Genomic DNA, 25,645 nt, shown 5'->3' on the forward strand with positions numbered 1-25,645 from the left:
CCTCTTCAATGGTTAAAAAATCGCGATCTGTTCATATCTCAACAGAACGCGCGAAAGTGTTAAGTAACGTAGAAAGTTTGGTGGCTATACGATGGCTAAAGTCGATCGGCGAATAATCAAAACGCAGGAAGCGTTAAAAAAAGCGGTCATCGAACTGATGACCGAAAAAAATTTCGATGACATCACCATTCAAGACATCGCGGACCGGGCCAACGTCAATCGCGGGACCATCTATTTGCACTATCAAGACAAATACGATCTGCTGGATAAACTAATCGAATCGCACCTGAACGAAATGGGCGAAATGGATAGCTGGGCATGCGAGCTGGAGTGGGCCGAGGCGCTTGTGCCTTATTTCGAATACTTCGAGAAGAACTACTTGTTCTATTCGACCATGCTGGCGAGCAAAGAAGCCCCGGATTCGTTCCGAACCCGGCTGCTGGCATCGTTCATGGAAGGCTTCCAAGGCGAGATCGACCGGGAAAGCGGACGTAATGCGGAGTTACGCGATGACGTTATGCTGCAATTTGCCGGGACGGCTTATGTCGGGCTCATTGAATGGTGGATCCGCAACGGCATGCCCTACCCTCCTCGCGATATGGCGAAGCAGGCGGGCATCTTGTTGGGGAGGAGCTTATAAAGAATAGAACGCGCAAGCCTCACGTATCTGCGTTTAGGTAGCCACTTCATTCTCGTAACACAAAAAACAGCGGTCATCCCACAGGGATGCCGCTGTTTTTGCTGCGAGAACGTTGTGCAAATGCCGCCGAATTACGCATTACTCAACATTTCATTGCCTGCCTTGCGCTCCTTCGCATACTCCGCGGTTGCCGTGAACAGTACGTCGGAGGAGGAGTTCAACGCGGTCTCGAACGAGTCCTGCAGCACGCCGATGATGAACCCGACGCCGACCACCTGGACGGCGATTTCGTTCGGGATGCCGAACAAGCTGCACGCCAGCGGAATGAGCAGCAGCGATCCGCCGGCTACTCCGGAGGCGCCCGCCGCCGCAACGGCGGAGACGACGCTGAGCAATAGCGCCATGCCGAAGTCGACCTCGATGCCGAGTGTATGCACCGTCGCCAAGGTCAGGACGGATATCGTAACCGCCGCACCCGCCATGTTGATCGTCGCGCCGAGCGGGATGGAGACCGAATACGTATCCGAGTTCAAGCCGAGCTTCTCGCACAACCGCATATTGATCGGAATATTGGCTGCCGAGCTGCGCGTGAAGAACGCCGTGATGCCACTCTCCCTGAGACAGCTGAACACGAGCGGATACGGATTTCGGCGAATATTCGCGTACACGATCAGCGGGTTGACGACAAGGGCGATGAACAGCATACAGCCGATCAAGACGAGAAGCAGCTTCCCGTAATCCAGCAAGGAAGACAAGCCGTTCGCCGTAATCGAATCGTACACGAGGCCCATGATGCCGATCGGCGCCAGATTGATCACCCATTTGACGATTTGAGACACAGCATCCGAGAAGTTGACAAGCATCGTCTTCGTGCTATCTTGGGCGTTCTTCAGCGCAACGCCGAGCAGAATTGCCCATGCCAGAATGCCGATATAATTGCCGTTCATAAGCGCATGAACCGGATTGTCGACGACGTTCAGCAACAGTGCCTTGAGCACGTCGACGATGCCTTCCGGCGGCGAGAGATCATTCGATCCTGTAACCAGCGACAAGGTAACCGGGAAAATAAAGCTCGCGATGACGGCGATCAAGCCTGCAAGAAACGTACTGATCCCATACAGAACGAGGATGGAGCCCATATTCGTCTGTTGGCCCTTCTTGTGCTGCGAGATGGCCGCCATGACGATCAGCAGGACGAGCACCGGCGCAACCGCCTTCAGGGCGGATACGAACAGGGAGCCGAGCAGGCTGATGCCGGTTGCTTGAGGGAGCGCTATTGCCAAGAGAATACCTGCGAGCATGCCAGCGAGTATTCGCTTGACGAGGCTGATTTGGTTCCATTTGAGTACGAATGCTTTCATGAAGTCCCTCCAGCAAATATTTGGAATTATACACACGACCATACTATATATGGAATATTTCCGTGTTGTATAAATGCTAGTTTATCATGAATGCGGATAGTTGTGTATCAGGTACAACAATTGCTCGTCTGCAGTAATAAGCTCGGGGACGGCCTCCGTCTGCGGCAAACCACGGCGGTAATGATGTAGATATTAAAAGGGATCCAGGGAAGACCTACTATAGAACTTCAGAAGATATGACTTCAAAATTGTTGCTTGAATTTGAATAATCGTATGATGTTATACTCCACAAAGCGGCGCTTCCGGAATACGGTCGATCCTAACTTAACACGCAGAAGCTGCGCAATTCCGCGCAGCTTCTGCAAGATGTATGAACAGCGGTGCCCCCGTTCACCCGCCCGATCCTCTCTACAATTCCACGATCGCTTTCATGACTTTGGACGCCGGGTCCAGCCAAGATCCGAACGTCTCGATCATCTCCTCCAACGTGGCGCGATGCGTAATATAGGCGCTTATATCGATCGCTCCGCTGCTCAGGACGTCCATCACATGACGGAAATCGGCCTCTGTCGCGTTCCGGCTGCCCATGAGCGTCAGCTCCCGCTTATGAAACTCCGGATCCGAGAACGCGATGTCTCCTTTCACGAGACCGACGAAAATCAGCTTGCCGCCATGCGCGACCAGTTCGAACGATCTCGTCATCGAAGCAGCGTTGCCGGTGGCATCGAACACCGCGATCGGGTAGTCGCCTCCGGTTAATTCGGATAGCCGATGGCGCGCATCGCCCTCTTGCGTATTAATGGTCTGATCCACCTTAGCCCATGTCTTGCAAAAGGCTAGCCGTTCCTCGTTCATGTCCATCGCGATAACATGGGCGCCCGCGTATTTGGCGAACGCCATGACGCCGAGACCGATCGGCCCTGAACCGATCACGAGCACGGTATCGCCCGCTTCAACCGCCGATCGCCGCACCGCGTGCGCGCCGATCGCGAGCGGCTCGAGCATGGCCGCCTCGTCGAACGATAGTCCTTCGGCTCTCAGCAGATGAGACGCCGGCACGGAGATTCGCTCCCGCATGCCTCCGTCCCGATGCACGCCGAGCACCTGCATATCCGTGCAGCAGTTCGTCGTGCCCCGGCGGCAAGCGAGGCAGCGGCCGCAGTGCATGTAAGGAATGATCGCCACCGTATCGCCTACTGCCAGCCCCTTCGCATTGTCGCCGATCTGATCGACGACGCCGGATAACTCGTGACCTAATATTCTCGGATAGTGGAAGAAGGGCTGGTTTCCTTTGAACGCATGATAATCCGTGCCGCATATGCCGATTCTTCGAATGCGCACGATCGCATGCCCGTCAGTCCACGCCGGTTCAGGCAAATCTTCCGCGTAACGCAGCGCGTCAACGCCATCGCAAATAATTCCTTTCATACACGCTCTTCCTTTCTATTCGGGCTGATTCCATTGTTGCACCCGAAATAGGAAAACGTAATAGCGGATTCCCGCAATTTTATGTCCGATTCCGATATCGCTTTCGGATGGATTGGAGTCCAATCCATCACTACGCCTATGAAGATGAAATATATCTTCTAAACTAAAGTATCTATTAAAGAATACTATCTTCTAGCGTGCCGAATAATGGCTAAACCCCGCATGGTACAAGGCGTCCAAGCAGGGCTGCATTATTTTTTCAGACTGTATCGCAAACTATCGTCATTTTTCCAGACCAAAGCGATAAAGCGGTTCAAAAAAAAGAAAAAGAAAGCCGATCGGAAACCACCTCATCCAGCCCTCCTCTACGTCGGCGCTTACCCCCAACATTCATCCCCAATCCACAGCGTCATGTCTACAATATTTACAAAAGCGAAATTAACGCGTCCAGAATCTGTCCTAACTTTCTGCTTTTATCACATCGAACCGATAAAAATAACAGCAGATCTGGCTGCTGTCGTGAAAATAGACTGCTTATCTCCTTTCCGTACAGAGGCAAGTCCCGTGAACGAGATGAATCATCGAGTAGGGCCCAACGCCAAAAAAGCCCCTTTCATTGGGGGCTAAGCGTGAACCTGCTTGTCGGCTCGAGCGAAGCGGGAGATCAGATACTCTTCCACATAAAACTCCGCTCCCGCCCCGAGAACAACATTCTCGGTCCGAAGCAGCTGGACTGCGAGCTGGCATGCCGTCTTAAATTGTCGGAGCGAGAAGCATCCTTTGACCGCCCTATAGAACTGATAAGGTCGCGCCAGCGCATAGTCCGTCTCTTCGCCGACGATAAAGGCGTAAATGCCCGTGCTTTGCGTAATCTCGATGAAGCGCTGGTACGTGCGATCTTCCAATTCCTTCTCCAGTACCAGCACGGGATCCACGCTAAACAGTTCTCGGCTATCGAACATGTCGCGAAGGCGTTTGGCCGCGAACCGGAGCACCTTCAACCCTCGGTTATGCAGTAATTGCGCAAGCTTGAGGAAGGTTTGTCCATTGTCGAGCTGCTCGAGGTCGCCGATCCGGAATTGTCGGAGCAGCATGCGAAGCCGGCCGACCGTTTTGCTATAAGGGACTTTCGCCTTCGGGATGGCCCGATATTGCCGATTCGCCTCGTGACGAACCTGATACGCCGGATTCGGCACGCAGCACAAAGACCACCGTCCCGTCGCGTCCTTGGATACGGCTGCCTTCGTAAATAGAGGATGTCCCGGCTGCGGCTCTAAGGTTGCCAGCGATTGAAGCGACTCGCGAATCTGGGCTGGGCGGTTCTTGTGCGTCAGCGTATAGATCCAGGATGCTTCGCCGAGGAATTCCTTGAATTCGGCATTCATTTTGTCGCCGTTGCGGCTGATGATGTAGAGATACAGCTTTTGCGCGGACACGGGCAGATCCGTGAATGCTTTCGTAAAGACGACCGGGTTGAACAGCACGAAACGACCTGACCGGCGCTTGAACGATTCCAATCGCCATTCGGAGATGATGCCGTTCTGGTTGGTCGAAAGCAGACCCAGATCGATGAACTTTCGGATCTCGGCATAGAATTGTTCTTTGGAGCCGGCATCCTCATATTCTTCGTTCATGAGTTGATACAACTGATGCGTCGACACGCCGCTTAGCGAGCCTTCCGTATTGAAGCGCCGGGAAATGGTCATCATGAGGCGGATCGACATCTCCGTCACATGGTATTTTCGCATCGGGTGGCTGTTGCGGCGGAACAGCAAGACTTCGTCCTGATCGTACGAACGTTCAATCTGGAGCAGATCATGGAGGAAGGAGTAATCGACCGATACCGGATACGTCGCATCGAAGTTTCGATTGTTCAATTTCATATATTGGAATGCATGTGCTCCTTTATACGGCTTCGTCATCCAGATCGGCCTCCTTCCTCGTCTATTCATAGGAATGTCATGCGCAGCGTATTTACTCCCGGTCCCGAGAGCGTTATAATAAGGGAACAGCCGATAAAAAGGCAAAACTAAAGCAGACCTTTTCAGCGCAATTTTTTCGCGAAAAAGGACTTTGCAGGATTTATCAGCCGATTCCCTGTTACCAGCAGGTGATCAGCAACCATTCGTCACCGACTCGATCCCCATCGATTCGTTGACGTACGGAATTCCATCGTGAACCTACCATCGAACGCAAGAAGTAAAGTTTACCAGACCTTACTTCCCCTAACCCCCGTTACCAGCGGGGGTTTTTTTCTATCCTTTTATTGACATACAAGAATGAACGCAAACCATTCAGCTTCTTGGCTGAATGCTGCATTCCCAATCTTTGGATTGTGCACGCAAACCAATCAGCTATATGTTCGCTGAATGCTGCATTCCCAATCTTTGGATTGTGCACGCAAACCAATCAGCTTCTTGGCTGAATGCTGCATTCTCGGTCTTCCGACCGTGAACGCAAACCAATCAGCCTTATTACATAAATCTCCTAGTTTCGACAATACCACTGGGGTTAGGATATGGTCAAACGTACTACAGGGGAGTTTTGGAACGTAATTTTAGGGGAGTTTTCGGACGTACTACAGAGGAGTTTCGTACTACAGGGGAGTTTTCGGACGTACTACAGAGGGTTTTCGTACTTCAGGGGAGTATACTTACGTACTTCAGAGGAGTTTTGCGACGTACTACAGAGGAGTTTCGTACTTCAGGGAAGGTTTTCGACGTACTACAGAGGAGCTTCGTACTACAGGGGAGTTTTGCGACGTACTACAGGGGAGTCTCGTTTTAAAAGAAAATTTTTTAAAACCGATTAAATGACGTACTTCAGGGGAGGTTTACGACGTACTTTAGGGGAGTTTGGCAGGAAAACAAAAAACACGCGCTACCCGAGTAAGGTAGGCGTGTTGAATTGGAGCTGATTGTCCATCGAATCCGCTTGCAATAACCAATCGCTTGGGATAAATCTCACTTGCACCGGAACGCGTCGTTCTTTCCGCACAATGTCGAAACTTTGAATAACGTCGAACGATTGCAGCTCTTCGAACGCTCGCTGCATATGCGAGTAGGCTTTCGACTTCTCGCTCGAATGAAGACCCAGGTGCGGAAGCAGCTGCTCCACGTCGAGCATCAGATCGCCATCCTTCGCTTTGTTGACCAATATCAGGTACAGCGCGCGCGACGTCGGCGAAGCCAAATCATTAAACAACGAGATGCTGATCGGCACGACGTTCCCGATTAATAAGTTCTTATGGAGATTGTTGCTAAGCATCACGGACACCGTATTCGTGGTACGGTCGATTTCCATGTCCTGAAACGGGTTATGAATCTTCGTTCTCATCCGTTTTTTGGCTTCCGCATCGAAAAATTCTTCCATAACGATGGATGTCTGGCCCAGGTTCGACAAGCTGTCGAACAGGTTATTATATTCGCCGCCGATCGCTTCCACCTGGACGCATTTCAGCAGTTCGTTGAACGTAAATTCAAAGCTTTGGCTTTTCCCCTTTTGCTCCCATAGCTTGAAAATGCCCAGCATGTTGCGCGCGTCCGTCGGAAGCAGCAGCTTGCCGTTGCTGTTGTTATAGTGCATGTTGCGAAAACCCGTCTTATTGACTTCTAAGCTGCCGTCTTTCTTCCGCTGTTTCTGCAAAGTCTCCTCGTTCGGGCTGCTCGACGAGATGAACGGGTGGTCGATAAAGTTCCGTTCCATATTGTGGCTGAGCTGCCGGTTTTGTTTTTGCTTGATTTGAATGGCCTTCTCGAGGATTAGGATTTGATGCTGCAGCAGCTGGATTTCTTCGGTCACTTCTTCGTTCTGATTGTCCTTCAGCGCGATTTCCGTATACCGCGTAATGAGCGGAACCGAGATGCGTTTGAGTTCCGAGATGCTTTTATATAATAGAGGCTTGGTGAACCCTTCCGCTTCTAGTTCGATCTGCCCTTTAATCATGACTTCGTCTTTCGAGTATTTCGCTAAATCCTTGCGGCTTTTAACGAGAATTTGAGCATTCTTCTCGAGGTTGTTAAGAATGGACTTGCTCAATTTGCTGCCACCCGCTTTCATGGTCGTTCTTCCTTTATTGTAGTCGCTATTCTAGCACATGACAATTGGAACGGCATTCTTTTGCAGGCTTTAAGCTCACGGCAACCATCTCCCGCAAAATCGTGCTAGTATTACACAAAATCATACGAGAAAAACAGGCAGGAACCTCGCTATACTGAAGTTGCTTAGGTATGCCATATACCAAAATAGGAGTGGTAATTAAGATGACAAATCAATTGCGCATCGGTACGCTGGTAGGCGGCGGCGACGCCGTTCGCGTCATTCCCCAGATCGCGTCTCACGGCTTCGAATCATTCAGCCTGACCTTCTGGCAGACGACCGGCACGACCGATCTGGCCGAGACCGCCAAGCGGGTTCGCGAGCTCCAAGATGAATACGGTTTCATCATATCGACGGTAGGCATCTTCGGCAATCCCCTGACGGGCGCAGGCGATAATAAGGATACGCTTGCGAGCTGGGAACGTCTGATCGACCATGCGCATCTGTTCGGCACCGATATCGTCTCCGGGTTCACGGGACGGCTGACGGGCGAGTCGATCGAGGCCTCGATCCCGCAATATGCGAAGGTGTTCGGCGAACTATCGAGAAGAGCGGCGGACAAAGGCGTTCGCATCGCATTCGAGAACTGCGACATGGGCGGAACGTGGGAATCCGGCGATTGGAATATCGCCCACAACCCGACCGCGTGGGAGATGATGTTCAGCGCCATCCCGTCGGATAATATCGGCTTGCAATGGGAGCCTTGCCATCAGATGGTGTCCTTGATCGATCCGATCCCGCAGCTTCGCAAATGGGTACATAAAGTATTCCACGTTCATGGCAAGGACGCGACGATCGCTTGGGATATCGTGAAGGAGTACGGCATTCATGGGCCTAAACCTTTCGTCTGGCATCGGACGCCCGGCTTCGGCGACACGAACTGGGCCGACATTATTACGATTCTCCGTCAGGCGAATTACCAAGGGACGATCGATATCGAAGGCTGGCATGACCCCGTGTATCGCGGCGAACTGGAGATGACGGGCCAAGTGCATGCGCTCAACTATCTGAAGCAATGCCGAGGCGGGAGCTTCGTACCGAATCCGGTCTAACGGATGTGAGAGGAGAACGAACAACGATGAGCGCAAAATATAACGTAGTGGTAGCCGGCTGCGGCGGGATGTCGAATATCTGGATCGACTATGCGAAGGAGCGCCCGGATACCGAGATCGTCGCGCTGGTGGATATCAAGGAAGAGTTCGCGATCGCGAAGAGAGAGAGCAAAGGTCTCTCCTGCCCCGTCTTCACCGATCTAGCGCAAGCGATCGAGCAGACCGGCGCGAACTTGGTGTTCGACGTGACGATTCCGGCCAGCCACTATCAGATTAGCAGCACGGCGCTCCGAATGGGCTGCCATGTATTCGGGGAGAAGCCGCTGGCGGAGTCGATGGCGGAATGCAACGAGATCGTGCGGATCTCGGAGCAGACGGGCAGAGCCCATGTCGTCATGCAGAATCGCCGATACGACCCGCGCATCCGTTCCTTGCGCGAGCTGATCGCATCCGGTACGATCGGCAAGCCGGGATTCGCGGGGGCAGATTTCTTCATCGGGGCCCATTTCGGCGGTTTCCGCGACGCCATGGCAAGCCCCCTGCTGCTCGACATGGCGATTCATACGTTCGACCAGGCGCGGCTGATTCTGAATGCGGATCCGGTAACCGTCTATTGCCAGGAATATAACCCTCCCGGCTCTTGGTATGCGGGCAACGCGGCAGCCGTCTGCATTTTCGAAATGTCCGACGGTTCGATCTTCAATTATCGCGGTTCATGGTGCGCGGAAGGATCGCCGACGTCGTGGGAAGCCCAGTGGCGCATTACCGGAGAGAAAGGAACGGCGATCTGGGACGGCCATGGCGCTCCTTACGCCGAAGTTGTCGCGGCAAGCGACCAATCCGGCAAATTCATCAAGGAATCGATCCGCGTCGATGGAAGCGCCGAAGGTTCGCAGCAGCTGCGTTACGGTCATCCGGGCTGCCTGGACGAGATGTTCGCCTCGTTGGAAGAAGGCCGTCTGGCCGAGACGGACAGCCGGGATAACCGGTACAGCATGGCGATGGTGCTGGCTTCGCTCGAGAGCGCGAGTACGGGAAGGAAAGTAAGCATTGCGCAATTTATGGAGCTAGGATGACGCGAGTCCCCCCTTCTTTATCAACGGGAGTTTGGCTTTGGATTAAGAAAACCGCGCACCTGCGCGGTTTTCTTGGCTTGGCCTACAATCTAACCCATAGTTCCGTACCGTCCTGAGTCCGAACATCGAGCAGAACGGTCCCTCTACAATGTTGCAGCTCCCTAATGAACTGCCTGATGGCTTGCTTCGTGTCGCGATTCTCGAGGATCGACATCGCCAGCGCAATCCCGAACCGGCCGCTCTCCGAATCCAAGTTATCATGTCGGCTCAAGTGCCCGCCGACTATGCGCTGGACGAAATTGGATGTCAGGAAGCCGCTCCCCATGCGTAATACAAGATAGGGGACCGGAATCGTAAAAGCGTGCTCCCTGCTCTTCATCTTCACAATCATCATGCCTCATTACTCGATCACTACGGTGACGATATCTTGTTCACCGGAGCGGATGTCAATGATTTGCCCGTCAAGCTCGTTCTCGATGGCATCGATCAGCAGGTTGATATCGATGTCCTTCACATATTGCGCGGCCTGCGGAATATTGGACGCAATGCTGTGTCCCGCTCCGAGTACGGCTTTCACCAGTTTAATGGGCAGATTGATGTTCACGTTATCGTTATCCTGTGAAATCCGTATTTTCAGCGTTTTATTTAAATAACCGCCGGCTGATGAAGATGACGGTTTACTCGGATAGCCGGGTTTCCCCATGACCTGCACGGCTTGCGACGCTGGTGCCGTTTCCTTCTCCTTTAGGGCATCGATCAACTTCGAAGCCTGGTCGGAATCGATTTTACCTTCCTGCATCATGGCCAGCACTTTGCTGATTTCTTCTTTCATCGTGCCTTCCTCCCTATTCGTTTTTTAACATTTTGACCGCTTCATCCGGCGTGATCTCGCCATTCTCCAACATGGCGATGACCTTCTTCTCGTCAACCTCCGTCTTCTTCCGCGTATCGTATCCGAGGGCCGTAATGATATCGTTAAGCTTGCCGCGAACCGTCGGATAAGAGATGCCGAGCTCTTTCTCTACTTCCTTGATGTTGCCTCTGTTCACGAGAAAGGTGATGACAAAATGGAGCTGTTCGGGCGAGAGTAGAGCCAGCTTCGATAATTCGAACGTATTCTCGATCGTCGTCCGGCAATGTCCGCATTCCAGCTTGACCGCGTGCAGCTGATGGTCGCATACCGGACACTGCGTGAGGATAGGATATTTCATACTCTACTCCTTTCTTTTTCTGAATTATAAATCAATACATTCAATATGTAAATGGCATATAATTAATAAATTCAATTATCACTTTAAATAAATTGATTTTTGACATCGAGTGATTTGATCATATGAAATTATCGCTTTATTAAGGGGAACTCGACGAAAGGGTCGAAGAAGTTGCCGGCATACAAAAAGGCACCTCTGCCAAACACTTTGTCCGAAGTGTTCGGCAAGGGCACCCATTGGCCGAGACGCCTGTTGCGCTCTCGCTTACGATGGCAGATCAATGCCAATACCGCTTATCTCCGCCTTGCGCAGGAAGTAGGCGGCAATGCCGATATCGAAGGCCGCGAGCCCCATCGGATTAAAAAATACGGCATCTCCCGGCCCGTAGTCCGCGAGTTTGCCCCGGCATACGACGTCGGCGATCGTCATCGCATCCGACTGCCTAAGGCCATGCTCGAGATGAAGCCGTTCGATATCGGTATTCTCCCGGCATACCTCCTGCCAATCATCGACGACGACGGCGCCAATATCACGTACGCTCTCCGGCATATAATCCCGCAGCGAGATATTCAGCAGCAGCTTCCCTGCGGATGGAGCTTCATCGATATAGCGCTGCTTCGCCACCGTGCTGGTGATGAATACGTTCGACTCCCGGAATGGCGCTCGCCAGCCGTCGGCGATTTCGATGAACGGCAGCAAATCGGGTTTGATCGAATCCGGGTCGACACCGTTCAAGTCGAACACCGTTATACGATCGAGCCCCTCCCCAAGCACGTTCTTGGCCATGGCCGCATGCAGCCTTCCGATCGGACCCCAGCCGACAATGCCGACCTTGCGAGCCGCTAACCCGCGTGCCGCCTGGCCATGCCGCATCATCAGCCCGCTGACCGCAGCCGTACGCAACCCGCTGATCAGGCCGCCTTCGAAGCAGGCTGCCGGCTTGCCCGTAACCGGATCGTTCAAGATGACGACGCAGTGCGCCCGGGGCAGCCCATGCCGATGGTTTCCGGGGAAACTCGCAATCCATTTGATGCCCGACATGACGACCCCGCCGCCGACGAAGGCCGGCATCGCGATGATCCGGTTTGCCGGATCGCCAAACCGCAAGTAAGGCTTGATCGGCTGCGCATAATCCCCCTCGTCGATCGTTCGAACGACCTGCTCCACAACGGATATCAATTCGTTCCAATCGATCCCCATCTCCCGAATATGCGCATCGTTCAAATATCGCATGGGCGATCACCTGTAGTTAGATCGGATTGTCCCGTTAATAATTCCTTCTCCACCCATTCGTCATCGAAGACGGTCGATAAATAGCGCTCGCCGCTATCCGGCAGAATCGCCGCGCAGACCGAGCCGGCCGGAATCGAGTCGGATAGCTTGCGAATGGCCGCCACGATGCCGCCGGAGGAGCCGCCGGCCAGGATCGCTTCGGCGCGGACGAGGTCTCTGCAGCCCTGCACGCATTCCATATCCGTGACCGTCACGACATGATCGGCCATATCCGGCCTGTATTGACCCGGGACGATGCCCGCTCCAAGTCCCGGCAGCCGTCTTTTCCCTTTCTCCCCGCCGAATATAACGCTTCCAACCGCATCCACCGCGACGATCTTCGTCTTCAGCCCCTGCTCCCGCACATATTCCATGCAGCCTCGAACCGTACCGCATGAGCTGACCCCGCAGAATAAATAATCAAGCTGCGCAAGCGATGCCGCGATTTCCTTCATCGTCGTGTTGGCATGAGCCAAATAGTTGTCCGGGTTCGCGTACTGATTCGTCCAGTAGCTGCCGGGAATTTGCGCGAGCAGCTCGTTCACTCTTCGAATGCGTGCCGGCAGGAACTCTCCCGTATCCGGATCGGGTTCCGCGACGAGATCGATTTCGCCGTTATAACCGCGAATAATCGCCTTATGCTGATCGGTCGTTCGCGGATCGACGACGCAGATGAATCGCAAACCGAGATAACCGCAAATTTGCGCCAAGCTAATGCCCAGATTGCCGGAGCTCGACTCAATCACCACCGACTTCTCATGGATATCGCCCCTCCGGATGGCCTCTCGAATCATGTAGAGAGCCGGTCTGGCTTTCACGCTCCCTCCCGGATTCATAAACTCAAGCTTGGCGTAAACCTGAAAAGGCAGTCCGCCGTACAACCGGCGAAGCGGTATTAATGGAGTTTCGCCTACGAATTGAAAGATGCCCTCCTCTGTATTCATCCCGACACTCCCCTATGCCTTATGGATCTTCTTCCCTTTGATCGCCTGACGGTGTACCGTATCATCGAAGGCGCCGGCGATTACCCGGATTTCCTGCAGCATTCCGCCTTGAATCATGACGCCGATCTCGGGAATACGGCCCGCGATCTCTTGCTTTATCGCATCCAGCGCATCCGGTGCAACCGTTTCGCCCAGGATATGCACCGTAAGCGCATTGTCCTTCGCCACGACCCGGATGGCGGCATCGCGAATGTGACGGTACACGGCATCTTCAATGTCGTAAACGCTTATTTTCTCCCCGTGCTTCAGCTCGTTGCCGACTCTCTTCACGAGGCTCTTGAAGCTAGCCCTTGTCTCCCCGTTCACGACGATCGATTCGAAATCGCGGACGACGTCATAGGTGACGAAACGAATGGCCGGAAACAAGTCGCGCACGGTCGAGGTGAGGACAAGGATCCGCTCGTCGGGTCCGAGCTCAGCCTCCCCCACTCCCGCTTCCTCCGCTCGCAAGCCTTCCGCGATCAGCCCTTCCGTCAACACATATCTGCCAAGCGCATGATCATAGCTCGCAATGGTGCCTATCTCGATAGAGCCGTACGTATCCGTGATGTCGCCCGGACGGATGCCTAGACGCTCGGCCGCGCGCTGCTGCCAGGCTGGCGGCGCCGCTTCGCCAACGAGAATGATTTTGCGAATCCCATATTGGATGGGGTCCGGAGAAGCCATCAATATCCGGTCCAGGATGGAAGGCATCGTATACAGCACCTCGGGCCGGAAGGCGGCAAGCCGCTCCACATGACGCTCGATCGGCAGTTGGAACGGGATCGACTCGGTCTCCATGCCAAGCTGTCTGAACACCGCCTCTGCCGTTGCGGCCGCATGGCCCGTACCCATATCGGCCATCGCTCTGGTCAGGCGCGCATCCGAGAGAATCGCGCTAACGACGTTTAATTTGATCGCCAAGTATCGCGCTTCATCCTCGGCGGAATAGTAGATGCTCTTCCTTCGTCCCGAGCTCGTGCCGCTCGTCTTATAGCAATAGATATCCGTTCGTCCGGCGAACGGCTCATCCGCGGCGTAATAATGCTTCTCCAGCACCTCCGCCGTCATCAGCGGCAGCTCCGCCAGCCTGGCCGAATGGGGTAATACGCCGGTTCCCGCGGACGAGGAGATCAGCGATTCGTACCAGGGAAACAGAAGCTTGGTTTGACGAAGCTTTTCTACCAATGCATGATCTGGGTTCATAGCAAGACCCCGCTTTCAGTCGTTCATTCACTCTATGAGCATCTGGCGTAGACGGTTCAAGAAACGGGCATCCGCAACGTGACCGGGACTGGGCGGACAACGACTCACCGTAGATGCTCCGCGCTCGTAAACTATTGGAGTCGGCGGAAGAAGTCATTAACGACAAGAGGAGCGGTGGCGATGAAGCCTAGACGAACGAAGCTTATCAGCAAGCTCGTAAAAACCACAATCATATTGAAAGACCGCGAGCTGGCCCAATACGTCCCCAAGACGGTACCGATGTCGAGCAAAGGGCTCGCCAGTATGCTCACCCAATACGGCATGGTCTATATCAAGCCGACCATTGGCGCGCTAGGCATTGGGGTCATGCGGGTCGAGCGGTTCGGTAACGAGGGCTACCGGTATCAGAGCGGCAAGGCGAAGTATGCCTTCTCTTCCTTCGCATCCATGTACGCCTCTATCCGCCGCCGGGTCGGAGCCAAACCGTATCTGGTGCAAAGAGGCATCTATTTGCTGAAGCACCTCGACCGTCCGTTTGATTTTCGCGTAATGGTACAGCGGAATCCGCGGGGCCAATGGGAGTGCACCGGCACCGTCGCGAGGCTTGCCCACCCCAAGAAGATTGTCACGAACGGCAGTCAAGGCGGAACGATCTATCCGTCCGCGCAGCTGCTTCGGTACGCGGCGGGCACCAAGAAGGCAGCCCAGGTCATCCGGAGGATGGAGTCCATCTCTCTCCAGACCGCGCGGCTGCTCAGCAAATCCGATCCTACCCTGCACGTGTTCGGACTTGATATCGCGATAGACCGGCAGCTTCGGCCGTGGATGCTGGAGGTCAACACCAATCCGGATCCTTGCCCGTTCACGAAGGTACAAGACGCCTCCATGCTCCGGAAAATTTTGCGTTATGCCAAAGCCCACGGACAGACGTACACCTTGCATTGCATCAAAGCCCGTAAGGCTCCGGCGACATAGATTGAGAAAGGGTAGGGAAACAACTGCAAATAAGCCCACCGCGACCGTTCATCATCGCGATGGGCTTTCGTTTTTGTGGGTATGTCAACAAGGAACAGAGCCTCGACTGGACCAACCTGACCTTCAAACCTCGAATTCCAGGGCGCCGGAAGCCTTTCGCATCGCCTTCCTATCTTGCAGCGGCGGCAGGCCGAATAATCTTCGGTATTCCCGATTGAATTGCGAGGGGCTTTCATATCCGACGGTCAGCGCGGCCGTCGTGACGCCGATCGGACCGCTCAACATCAGGCGCCTCGCTTCCTGAAGACGAAGCTGCTTCTGATACTGCAGCGGCCCCATGGTCGTGATCGCCTTGAATTTATGATGCAGCCCGGAGGTGCTCATGCTGCAGGACTTGGCGAGTTCCTCGACGGCAAACGATCGCGCATAGTTTTCTTTGATCCATTGGATCGCCTTGCCGATTCCGTCCGCTCGTTGATCGAAGAGCGCCTTCTGGACAAACAAGTGTCCGTACTCGCCCGACAGCAAGTTGTATATCATTTCCTTCTTAAGCAACTCGGACAAAAACCGCGCGTCTTGCGGCTTATCGATGATCTTCAATAACCGGAAAAAGATGTCCAGCAGCTCGGCATCCGATCTCCCGATGAAAGCTCCGGCCCTCGGCCCTTTCCCTCTTGATTCCGTGGCGATGCCGGCCTCCATGACTACCGACGCGATGTCGTCCGTCGTCAAATCGATGCGCAGCCCTAAATACGGCGATTGTTCCTCGGCTCCGACGACTTGGGCGGAAGCCGGCATATCGATCAACGCTGCCAAATAATCGCCTGCGCCATAGCGATAGATTTCTTGGCCCAGGTAGAGCCTCTTCATCCCTTGTAGGATCAGACAAAATGACGGAGTCAGCACGCCCGGGCTTCGCGGCGTATCCCGACTATGTTTAATAATGGAGAGAAACGGCACCTTAGTCGGCGTCCGTCCATCCGTCAGGGGAATCCGATCCGTCATGGCTATAAGCTGATCCAGCGCTTGCTTATGAGTAGATTCACTCGTTCCAATCATCGCGCAGCCATCTCTCCTTCGTTCCGGCATTCTTTCCCTTCTCCGAACCTTATTATGAACGGAATTGTAGTTTTAGGCAATTTTCAGGCAGGAACGGTCTACTTCCCTCCGTGGATTCCATTCATAATAAAGTTCAGAAACAGCATCTTGATACAAAGGAAGGAACGTGAATATGCTTCATTCCAAACGGATCTTGCTAGCCATTATCATCGTCTGTCAGCTTATCGTCGTGCTTGACGCTTCGATCATGGTCACGGCCGTGCCTCAAATCGGCCGCGCCCTTCATATGACGACCACCGGCTTGACCTGGGTCCATAACAGCTACATTTTGGCCTTTGGCGGTTTCTTGCTGCTCGGCGCCCGGGCAGGGGATCTATGGGGACGAAGACGTATGCTTAGCGCTGGCATCGGACTGTTCTCGCTTACCTCGCTGCTGGCCGGTTTGGCGCCGACAGCCGAATTTCTGCTCGCCTCCCGCGCATGCCAAGGATTGGCCGCCGCATTGGCAACGCCGGCCGCGCTGGCCTTGCTGTCGGCGAACTTTGTAGAAACCAAGGAGCGTACGAGAGCGATCGCGATGTACAGCGCGGTTTCGGCCGCGGGCGGCAGTATCGGTCTCATGCTTGGCGGATTTTTCACCGATTTTATTTCATGGCGGCTCGGGATGTTTATCAATGTTCCCATTGGGATTGCGCTGCTGTACTTGGTTCGGCGTTTTATCAACGAGACCGATACGAGGAAGGGGCGGTTTGATCTTTGGGGTGCCATGACATCCGTATTGGGCATGACTTCGTTGGTCTATGGCTTCGTTCAAGCGGCGGAGGCTGGGTGGGACTCGCCTTCAACATGGATTCCGCTTGCAGCCGGCATGCTATCGTTAGCGGCCTTCGTTCTTCTGGAAGCTCGGGCGGCAGAGCCCATCGTCCCGCTTCGTCTGTTTGCGAGCCGCCGTCGGACCGGTGCTTACTTGGGGAGGTTCCTTATCGTATGCGGGAATTTCTCGCTCTTCTTCTTCGTCCCGCAATACTTGCAGAACGTTCTCGGGTTCAGCTCCTTCGAAGCCGGCCTGGCTTTCCTCCCGTTCACGGGCGCGCAGTTCGGGATGATGTACCTGATCCAGAGATTCGTGCACCGGTTCGGCATGCTTAAAGTATTGACCGCCGGTTTGCTGCTCGCTTCCCTCGGTACGCTCGGACTGAGCGGCATCATTCTCGCCCAGGCGCCGTTCTTCCCGTCCATGTTCATCCTGCTGGCGCTAATGGGCATTGGTTCCGGCATGGTGTTCCAGCCTCTCACCGCGCTGGGGCTCGCCGACGTGGACGCTCGCGACGCCGGAGCGGCTTCGGGTCTGATCAATGTCGCGCATCAAAGCGGCTCCTCGTTTGGTCTAGCCGTCCTTATCACCGTATTCGATGCCGCCGTCGGTTCGGGTCAGCCTTCAACGAGGCAGCTCGCCCATGCCCTATCGAGCTCCGTCTTGGGCTCCGTCGTCTTTATCATCGCCGCCCTTGCCGTAACGCTTCTCTGCTATCTGCCATCACGCCGGACCGTTCGCGCTCGCGAACGAGCGCTTACGGATTGTTGAACAGGACGGATATGCCCGCCAGTTCGCATAACGCAGGACAACGCCCGGCGCTTCCCCCGTCGATCCTTCGATTTCCTGTCTAGAATTAAGATTTCGCGATGCCTCCCCGGCAAACCTATTATAATGAAATGAGGAAGGACACGTTCCGAAAAGGGGGAGCTTCATGAAACTGTTGCTTGCGGAAGACGAGCAATTGATTCGCCAAGGGATTGTGATGAAGACCGACTGGCAGCCATACGGCATCAATGAAGTGATGCAGGCGGAGGATGGTCTGGATGCCGTTCGGATTGCCGAACGGTTCCGCCCGGACATCCTGCTCACCGATATTCGAATGCCGCGAATGGACGGCATTGAAGCGGCGCGCCGCATTCGCACGATCTGCCCCAAGGTGCGCATCATCTTCATGAGCGGTTATTCGGACAAAGAATATTTGAAAGCCGCCATTACGCTGCAAGCGGTTCATTATGTGGAGAAGCCGATCCATCCGATCGAACTAAGCGAAGCGATCCGCATCGCTTCCGATATGATTCGGAAAGAACGGCAGCTCGACATGGGCGAAGCAGAGAGCCTCCCGCTAATTAAACGGGAAATAGCGGCGCTGCTATGCGCTCCGGAATTTCAGGCGGGCAAGCTGGCGCGTTTGTTCCCCTTGACCGGACTTCCGCTGCCCGGCGGCTCCGACGGCTGCGCGTCCGCTATTCTCAAATGGCATCAGACGATCGAACAGCCCGCGGGCCTGCTGAAGATGCTCGAATCGGCTGCGCGAGCGGCGGAATTCCATGCTTTCGGCATGTTGAAAGACGACGTTCATATCGTGCTCCATTTGATCTCCCTTTCGGAAGGGGATGTTCGCTTGGAAGACCGGCTGGCGCGCTGGATCGATGCGATAACGCCTCGGTTGCCCCAAGGCCCGGGCTTCCACTTGGCCATCGGTCAGACCGTACAAGGTTTGGAGCAACTATATGCCTCCTATCTGTCCGCGGTGATCCAGCTTCAACACGGCTTTTACGAGCCGCCAAATACGGTCGTATGGCGAAAACAACGTCCTTTCGCTACCGATGCGTTCGTATTGGATGACGAGCGTTCCCGGGCATTCGCCCTCTTGCTTCAACAAGAAAGCCCCGATCAAGCCAGGCTCTGGCTGGCGGACCTGACGCGCACCCTTCGGAACTATCCGGACACGCAGGTTGCCTATACGAAGGGCATTTATTTGCAGCTCTATCAAACGGTTCAACTCGTCGGCAAAGAAAACGGCATTCCCGCATTCAAGCAGGAAACGGCGGTAGGCGTCTTTGCGTCTCGCTTGTATGCCTGCCAGACGTTAGGCGACTTGCATCGGATGCTAAGCGATGAACTCGACGCGCTATTCGATTACCTGGAGGCGCGCAAGGGCAACGCGATCATCCGGCACGTCACGCAATACATCGAGCGAAATTATCGGAATCGCCAGCTGTCGCTTACCGAGATCAGCGAGTATGTCGGCGTGACGATCCCCCATTTGTGCTTCGTGTTCAAGGAAGGGACCGGCATGACGATCAAACATTACCTTTCGGAATACCGGATTGACCGGGCGAAAGAGCTGCTGGCCAACAAAGACCTCAAGCTGTTCGATATCGCTTTGCAAGTCGGATATGGCGATGGGGAATATTTCAGCAAAATATTCAAAAAAGTAACCGGGTTGCAGCCTTCGGAGTTCAGGAAGCGGGTTGCCGATGTTTAAGGCCGTCAATCGTCTTCTGCTTAAACTGAGATTGAAGCAAAAGCTGCTGTTGTCGTTCTTGCTGCTCATCCTCTTCCCAATTCTCTATCTTCAATTTTACGCATCCGGCAAAGTGGCCGGCATTATCCAGGAGATGGTCAGCTTCTCGCTGAATCAAAGCTTTAACCAGACGCATTCCTTCCTCGCTTACAAACTGACGCGGGTGACCGACATTTCGGATCTTATCGCATTGGATGAGGTTCAGATCACCCGTATCTTGACTCGAAATACGGACGAATACACGCTGTATGAACAGTTAGAGGACGGGAACAGGCTGATTCAGTTCCTCGATTCTTATCAAGACGGCACGGATATAAGCACGGTGCGGCTTTATATGCCCCAAGGTTACCTGTTCGCCGATGAAGGCCGGAACACGTCCCGATTGGAAGAAATCTCGCGCACGCCATGGTACGAGAAACTCGACGCGACAAAGGTGAAGCTCATGTGGTTCTCTTCGCGCGATTATCCGGCCGAAACCGTCGACGGCGTTCCGGTCATATCGCTTGTCCGTCTCATCCGTCATCCCGACCGCTATAATGACGCGATCGGCCTTCTTCGCATCGACATCGAGGAACGAAATCTGAAAGAAATCGTATCGCGCGCGAATACCGTGAAAAATAGTCTGACGTACGTGCAGAGCGGAGACGGCCTCGTTCTCCTTGCATCGGACGACGACCTTATGCGGCAATACCTGCCGGCCGGGAGGACGGCGCCGAATTTGTTCCGGCAGGCGAACGGCAGCAATACGCAAATCGTCAACGGGAGAAAACTTGAATTCCTCCAACTGCCGATCCCGCAAACCGACCTGACGATGATTACCGTTATCCCCCATCAGGAGATCGTGTCCAGAAGCGAACGTCTTCAGCAAGAGCTCCTCGTCGGTTTGCTAGCCGTCGGCTTGCTGGCCTTTGGGTTGGCCCACGTGATCTCCCTCCATATGACAAGGCGGATTACGCATTTGAGCCGAAGAATGAAAGCCGTGGAGGCCGGATCGCTTGAACCGATCGCGAGGCCGTCGGGGGATGACGAAGTCGGAGAGCTCATCCAGAGTTACAACTATATGACGCGGCAATTGGCGCTGCTCAAAGATTACGAAGTGAGAGCCGTTCGATCGGAATTGAAAGCCCTGCAATCCCAAATCAATCCCCACTTCTTGTACAACACCCTGGATCAGATCAATTGGATGGCTCAATTCGGGATGAACGGCCACATTCCTTCCCTCGTCCATTCGCTGGCCGGCTATTACAAGCTTGCCTTAAGCAACGGACAGGATATTATCACGATCGGGCAAGAACTGAAGCTGGTCGAGTTTTATGTTTCCATTCAAAATATCCGCTTCCAACAAAAAATCGAGTTTAATGTGCAAGTCGACGACGACGTTCTCGAGGGACTCATTCCAAAGCTATCCCTGCAGCCTATCGTCGAGAATGCCATTCTGCACGGCATATTGAAGACGGAGAATCGGGAGGGAATCATTACGATCGCCTGCGAACGACAGGAGGACCGTCTCGTGCTGTCCGTCGCGGATGACGGGGTGGGAATGGACGAGTCGCAGCTACAAGCACTGCGATCCGGTGGCAGGACGATCAATCCTAGCGGCGGCGGCTACGGAATCCGCAACGTTCAGGAGCGCATCAAACTGTTTTACGGAGAAGCGTTCGGACTCAAATTCTACAGTTCGCCCGGAGACGGATTGATCGTGGAAGCGCATATTGCGTATATAGAGGATTCGGACGCCTTATGATGCGAAACCATGTTAAAAGCCCGCTCCTCCGTTTGCATGAAGCCAAACGCGGCGAGCGAGCTTTGTTAACCGGGACCATGCAGACGAACGACCGATAAGGCCAGAATCGCCGCTCCAGTCTCCAAGGCATCCGATTGGAAACGCATCTGGGGATGATGCAGACCGGGGTGCAAACCGCAGCCAAGTCCGATCATGGTGGCGCGCAGCTCCGGCAAGCGTAACGGATAGAAGTGAAAATCTTCCCCGCCGGGCGTCACGGGAGGCCGGGCCAGTCCGGCATCGCCAAGGAGCTCGGTAATGACGCCGCCAACTAAAGCTTCAAGATAGGGGTTGGGACGCGCGGCAACCATGCGGTTCTTCGATTGCAGCTCCACCGCGCTGCCGTAAGCCTTGCCGACGGCATGAACGGCAGCCGATAATTTAGGGAGCAGCGCATCCATCGCTTCATTCGTCTGCGCCCGTACATCGATCGTGAACGCCCCGTAATCAGGGATAATGTTGCTGCTTTCGTTGGGAACATGCAGCTTCGTCACTTTGCAGGAAGCCTGGCCGGTCGATTCGCCCGAAGAGACGGCCTTCACCGCCTGTACGATGTCAGCCAACATCTCGATGGCATTCAACCCGTCCTTCGGCCGGGCGGCATGAGCTTGTCGTCCCGTCACGATCCCTTCCAATACGGCGCATGCCCCATGATAGATGGCGCCGGAGGCTTGGCCGTAAACAAGCTCCTGGTCCGGACGCAGATGGATGCCGAGTACATAGTCCACGTCATTCAAGCAGCCCGCTTCGAGCAGCTTGAGCGCCCCTTCCCCCGTTTCCTCCGCGGGCTGGAACAGGATTCGCAGCTCTCCGGCAGGCTGGAACCCGATTGCCCGCAATGCTTGAAGCGCATACAATACCATTGTCATATGGGCATCATGACCGCAGGAATGATTCGCTCTGAGCGCCCCGTCCACTTGTTGCCATAGCGCATCGATATCCGTACGAAGGGCGATGACCGTGCCATTCTCTCGCGCATCATAGGCGGATTTCATACTTCCATGCCAATGAGCGACAAGCCCCGTATGAGTAGGAAAGCGCTCGTACTCGATCCCGATCTCGTCCAATACCTGCTGCAAATACGCCGTCGTCTTGTATTCCTGCCAGCTTACTTCCGCTAACGCGTGCAATTCCGCATAGGTCCTCTTCAGCTCATGCCGATGCGCGCGCAGCCATGCCACGATCGCGTCTTTCATCCTTCCCATTCAAGCACGTAGTCTTGAACCTCCGGAATCGATCGATGGCAAGATACGACGCGATAACCATTGGCGAAACAATCCGTCGCGAGCTCGCGGAATCGCCGCTGCCATGCCCGGAATATCTCAGGCTGCAGCCGCTTGAGCTTGGCTGCATTCCGGGGCACGGGAAGCCTGAGCCCATGAGGCTTGCTTACTAGAGTCGGTAACGCCGAATCCCGCATGTCGGTCACCGACTCTCCCGCGTATGCTACGGACAACAAACTCGGATAGTTGGCCGCGTCGTCCGTTTTTTTCGTCTGTCCGCTAATTGCGCGAACGACGCGATCCGAAGACAATACCCACTCCATAAGGAAGCGATCCGTGGGACTGCCTGCGGCATCGAGTCCATAAAACTCGGGGATATAGGCGGACACGGTCCCGCCAAGCTTGCATACGTTCAGGTAACCGTTTCGCGATTCGAAAGGATCGAACGTCCATACGATTTTGCCGTACCCGGCCTGCATCGCCCATCGTCGCTGCTCCAGCTTCAACCGCATCCCGACCCCCCGGTCGCGATAATCGGGGTGGATTCCCATCATATGCGAACCTACGTAAGGCTCCTTGCCGTCATAACCAACGAATCCGTAACAGAAACCGACGATCGCCTCTTCGCAAAATGCCCCGATGACCGATCCTCCGTGAAGAATCGCCGCGCGCATCTGCTGCATGGAGGTGACCGGATCAGGTCCCCACACCATATGTTGCAGACCGACGATCTCGCGAAGCTCGCCGACGTCTGTCACGACATCATACCGAATGTTTTCGTCCGCCTTTACGGAAGTCATCTTGTTCCCCTCCTCTTCCCGGCTCCTCTCATGAAGGCTCAAGGTGACCGGGCTTGCCGCGATCGGCTCTGCATCGGCTCCAATAATCATCCAACAGCTCCAAGTCGAATTCGTCGACGATATCCCAGATCGTGAACGCCTCGGATTCGCTCGAGATCAGGAACGCGTTCAGCCGGGTCGGATCGCTGATCAGAACATCGGCGCCGTATTTCCGTTTCGCCTTCTCAAGCTTCTCCCAGTTGTAATCATAATGAACGACCACGCTATCCAAATTGATCGTTCGGGTCACGTAGGGATAGAAAAGCGTGCTCTCGCCTACGACTTCGCCGACGGGGGTCACGATCGAGGAATATTCGGGTCGCCAGATCGCGCTCGCGAAATGAGCCCGGCACGCGTACGCCCAATAAGCTTGCATCAACCCTCCGTGGTATGCGGAAGAGAATACGATCAAATCCGGTTTTTGCTTCGCATAGTGTTCCAACAATTCATTGAAATTGATATCGAAGCAAATGATGAACGCGACTCGGCCGAAGTCGGTCTGAACGACGTTCGCTCCATTCCCGTATAACGTGTCGGACGTCGATTTCTGGCGAATCGTAATATAATTCTTGTTATACGCGCCGCAGACGTCACCGGCGCGATCCAGTAACTGCGTCGCATTGCGGAAGCTGCCGTCCGGCATCTCGACGTTGGCGGAATACGCGATATAACAGCTGTGGTCTCTGGCAACCCCGGCGAAGAAGTCGCGGATCCGGTTCCCCCGATGGCGATAGTATGCGTACAGCCATTCCGTGCTCATGCCCCGAAAGGCGGGATCATCGCAGCATTCCGGCAATACGACGAGATCGGGCCGATCCGGCAGCACATGGAGCAGATGCTCTTCCCATTTGCGTATCATTTGTTCCACGACCGCTTCGAATCCCTGTCCGCCATCTACCTCTTTCAGCGGTGGCGCCAGACAGCTTATTTTCACATACTTGGACATGCGACCACTCCTCCGCGCTTAGGTGATCCCCTGCAGCTTCCTTACGGTCAATCGCTCTATCGTCTGCTCGCATACTTCATGACCGATGCCGGCATGCGTCGGAACCGCCAATACGCCCGGGCGCACCATCTGAATGCCCGGTATAACGATGTCCTGCTCCCAATAACGGTCGGAGGCGGATACGTCGCCGGGGATCGAGAAATTGGACAAGGAGGACAAAGCGACGTTATGGAGCCGGCCGATCCCGAGTTCCAGCATGCCCCCGCACCAGACCGGTATCCCCCGCTGCAGGCAAAGATCGTGAATTTGCTTCGCGTTCGCCAGGCCGCCAACCCGGCCGATCTTGATATTCATGATCCGGCAGCTCCCAAGGTCGATAGCATGGCGAGCATCGGCCAAAGTATGGATACTCTCATCCAGACAAACGGGCGTGCGCATCTCTAGCTGCAAGGCGGCATGTTCGATGATGTCATCATGCGCAAGCGGCTGCTCGATCATCAATAAATTATAGTGGTCCAGCTCCTTCAGGATCGGGATATCCCGAAGCGTGTAGGCGGAATTCGCATCGACCATCAATGGCAGCTCGTCGCCGAATCGCTTGCGAATCGCCTCGACCACTTGGATATCGAAGCCCGGTTTAATCTTCACCTTCATTCGTTTATAGCCTTGTTCCGCGAATCGTTCGACGTTCCGAACGACCAGATCGACCGTAGGTTCGATCCCGATGCTTACCCCAACCTCGATCTCTTGTTTGCCGCCGCCTAGCGCATGCGCCAACGAAAGGCCGCTCCGTTTCGCATAGAGATCCCACACGGCCGTCTCGATCGCGGATATCGCCATATGGTTGCGGCGAATGGGAGCGAATAATACCGCAACCTCCTCGGGACTCGTCACTTCCTTGCCGACTAAAGCGGGGACGAGAAAATGCTCCAGCATATACCAGATCGTGTCCGTCGTCTCCTCGTTGTAGTACGGATGCGAGAACGCCACGCTTTCGCCATAGCCTGCGATCCCGTCGCTATAGACGCTGACGATCACGCAATCCTTCCTCGACATTCGCCCGAAGCTTGTCTCGAAGGGAGCTTTCAAGGGCACTCGAACCTGTCTTAACGTAATGCGATCGATTTTCATCTGCGAATCGTTCCTTTC

At 54.5% G+C, this 25,645-nt stretch carries 21 protein-coding genes; 7 read left to right on the plus strand and 14 right to left on the minus strand.

The genetic code is table 11. The features are described from left to right. Positions 1-91 precede the first annotated feature (91 nt). Positions 92-640 carry a TetR/AcrR family transcriptional regulator gene (locus BCM02_RS10405; protein WP_148929007.1) on the plus strand — a complete coding sequence of 183 codons (549 nt, stop codon included), beginning with the start codon at positions 92-94 and terminating at the stop codon, positions 638-640. 131 nt (positions 641-771) lie between these two features. Here the strand turns inward: BCM02_RS10405 and sstT are convergent, their stop codons facing one another. The 4 genes from sstT to BCM02_RS10425 form a co-directional block, all read right to left on the minus strand. Next, on the minus strand, positions 772-2,001 hold the full coding sequence (gene sstT, locus BCM02_RS10410) for a serine/threonine transporter SstT (RefSeq protein WP_148929008.1): 1,230 nt from the start codon (positions 1,999-2,001) through the stop codon (positions 772-774). Positions 2,002-2,409: 408 nt separating this feature from the next. Beyond that, entirely contained in the window at positions 2,410-3,429 is a 1,020-nt protein-coding gene (locus BCM02_RS10415) for a zinc-binding alcohol dehydrogenase family protein (RefSeq protein ID WP_148929009.1), read from the minus strand. 623 nt (positions 3,430-4,052) lie between these two features. Further along, complete coding sequence (locus BCM02_RS10420; protein ID WP_148929010.1) at positions 4,053-5,351, minus strand: hypothetical protein; 1,299 nt, start codon at positions 5,349-5,351, stop codon at positions 4,053-4,055. A gap of 958 nt (positions 5,352-6,309) precedes the next feature. Continuing rightward, the gene (locus BCM02_RS10425) at positions 6,310-7,488 is read right to left on the minus strand and encodes a replication initiator protein A (RefSeq protein WP_148929011.1); all 1,179 of its coding nucleotides are present in this window, start codon (positions 7,486-7,488) and stop codon (positions 6,310-6,312) included. 203 nt (positions 7,489-7,691) lie between these two features. Here BCM02_RS10425 and BCM02_RS10430 point away from each other — a divergent pair, with 203 nt between their 5' ends. Further along, on the plus strand, positions 7,692-8,579 hold the full coding sequence (locus tag BCM02_RS10430; RefSeq protein ID WP_148929012.1) for a sugar phosphate isomerase/epimerase family protein: 888 nt from the start codon (positions 7,692-7,694) through the stop codon (positions 8,577-8,579). Positions 8,580-8,605: 26 nt separating this feature from the next. Further along, on the plus strand, positions 8,606-9,655 hold the full coding sequence (locus BCM02_RS10435) for a Gfo/Idh/MocA family protein (protein ID WP_148929013.1): 1,050 nt from the start codon (positions 8,606-8,608) through the stop codon (positions 9,653-9,655). Positions 9,656-10,055: 400 nt separating this feature from the next. Here the strand turns inward: BCM02_RS10435 and BCM02_RS10440 are convergent, their stop codons facing one another. From BCM02_RS10440 to BCM02_RS10460, 5 genes are all read right to left on the minus strand, one after another. Next, positions 10,056-10,487 carry an SHOCT-like domain-containing protein gene (locus tag BCM02_RS10440; protein WP_148929014.1) on the minus strand — a complete coding sequence of 144 codons (432 nt, stop codon included), beginning with the start codon at positions 10,485-10,487 and terminating at the stop codon, positions 10,056-10,058. A 13-nt stretch (positions 10,488-10,500) separates the two neighbouring features. Beyond that, a complete protein-coding gene (locus BCM02_RS10445) occupies positions 10,501-10,866 on the minus strand; it encodes a DUF2089 domain-containing protein (RefSeq protein WP_148929015.1) in 366 nt (121 codons plus the stop codon). Between the two features lie 264 nt (positions 10,867-11,130). Continuing rightward, positions 11,131-12,099, minus strand: a complete 969-nt coding sequence (locus tag BCM02_RS10450; protein ID WP_148929016.1) for a 2,3-diaminopropionate biosynthesis protein SbnB — start codon at positions 12,097-12,099, stop codon at positions 11,131-11,133. Continuing rightward, positions 12,087-13,082, minus strand: coding sequence for a 2,3-diaminopropionate biosynthesis protein SbnA (gene sbnA, locus BCM02_RS10455; protein WP_148929017.1), 996 nt, complete (start codon positions 13,080-13,082; stop codon positions 12,087-12,089). Before sbnA ends, BCM02_RS10450 begins: the two co-directional genes overlap by 13 nt. Positions 13,083-13,094: 12 nt before the next feature. Continuing rightward, entirely contained in the window at positions 13,095-14,327 is a 1,233-nt protein-coding gene (locus BCM02_RS10460) for a phenylacetate--CoA ligase family protein (protein ID WP_246183306.1), read from the minus strand. Between the two features lie 180 nt (positions 14,328-14,507). Here BCM02_RS10460 and BCM02_RS10465 point away from each other — a divergent pair, with 180 nt between their 5' ends. Continuing rightward, positions 14,508-15,302: a YheC/YheD family protein gene (locus tag BCM02_RS10465; RefSeq protein WP_148929018.1), complete on the plus strand. Its 795-nt coding sequence runs from the start codon at positions 14,508-14,510 to the stop codon at positions 15,300-15,302. A 123-nt stretch (positions 15,303-15,425) separates the two neighbouring features. On the opposite strand, the gene BCM02_RS10470 is transcribed toward BCM02_RS10465, so the two are convergent. Further along, entirely contained in the window at positions 15,426-16,361 is a 936-nt protein-coding gene (locus BCM02_RS10470; protein ID WP_246183307.1) for an AraC family transcriptional regulator, read from the minus strand. 172 nt (positions 16,362-16,533) lie between these two features. On the opposite strand from BCM02_RS10470, the gene BCM02_RS10475 reads away from it, so the two are divergent. The 3 genes from BCM02_RS10475 to BCM02_RS10485 all read left to right on the plus strand — a co-directional run bounded on the left by BCM02_RS10475 (position 16,534) and on the right by BCM02_RS10485 (position 21,449). Further along, positions 16,534-17,946 carry an MFS transporter gene (locus BCM02_RS10475; RefSeq protein WP_148929020.1) on the plus strand — a complete coding sequence of 471 codons (1,413 nt, stop codon included), beginning with the start codon at positions 16,534-16,536 and terminating at the stop codon, positions 17,944-17,946. Positions 17,947-18,109: 163 nt separating this feature from the next. Beyond that, entirely contained in the window at positions 18,110-19,666 is a 1,557-nt protein-coding gene (locus tag BCM02_RS10480; RefSeq protein WP_148929021.1) for a response regulator, read from the plus strand. Further along, positions 19,659-21,449: a sensor histidine kinase gene (locus BCM02_RS10485; RefSeq protein WP_148929022.1), complete on the plus strand. Its 1,791-nt coding sequence runs from the start codon at positions 19,659-19,661 to the stop codon at positions 21,447-21,449. The genes BCM02_RS10480 and BCM02_RS10485 overlap by 8 nt, the downstream gene beginning before the upstream one ends. Positions 21,450-21,514: 65 nt before the next feature. Here the strand turns inward: BCM02_RS10485 and BCM02_RS10490 are convergent, their stop codons facing one another. Genes BCM02_RS10490 through menC form a run of 4 tightly spaced genes read right to left on the minus strand, consistent with a single transcriptional unit; the run spans position 21,515 to position 25,627 of the window. Then, positions 21,515-22,684: an amidohydrolase gene (locus tag BCM02_RS10490; RefSeq protein ID WP_148929023.1), complete on the minus strand. Its 1,170-nt coding sequence runs from the start codon at positions 22,682-22,684 to the stop codon at positions 21,515-21,517. Continuing rightward, positions 22,681-23,511 carry a GNAT family N-acetyltransferase gene (locus tag BCM02_RS10495; protein ID WP_187434134.1) on the minus strand — a complete coding sequence of 277 codons (831 nt, stop codon included), beginning with the start codon at positions 23,509-23,511 and terminating at the stop codon, positions 22,681-22,683. Before BCM02_RS10495 ends, BCM02_RS10490 begins: the two co-directional genes overlap by 4 nt. A gap of 28 nt (positions 23,512-23,539) precedes the next feature. Beyond that, the gene (locus tag BCM02_RS10500) at positions 23,540-24,496 is read right to left on the minus strand and encodes a carbon-nitrogen hydrolase family protein (RefSeq protein ID WP_148929025.1); all 957 of its coding nucleotides are present in this window, start codon (positions 24,494-24,496) and stop codon (positions 23,540-23,542) included. Positions 24,497-24,514: 18 nt separating this feature from the next. Further along, positions 24,515-25,627, minus strand: a complete 1,113-nt coding sequence (menC, locus tag BCM02_RS10505; RefSeq protein ID WP_148929026.1) for an o-succinylbenzoate synthase — start codon at positions 25,625-25,627, stop codon at positions 24,515-24,517. Between the last annotated feature and the right edge of the window lie 18 nt (positions 25,628-25,645).

The organism is Paenibacillus methanolicus (assembly GCF_008124765.1).
Taxonomy (GTDB): Bacteria; Bacillota; Bacilli; order Paenibacillales; family Paenibacillaceae; genus Paenibacillus_Z; species Paenibacillus_Z methanolicus.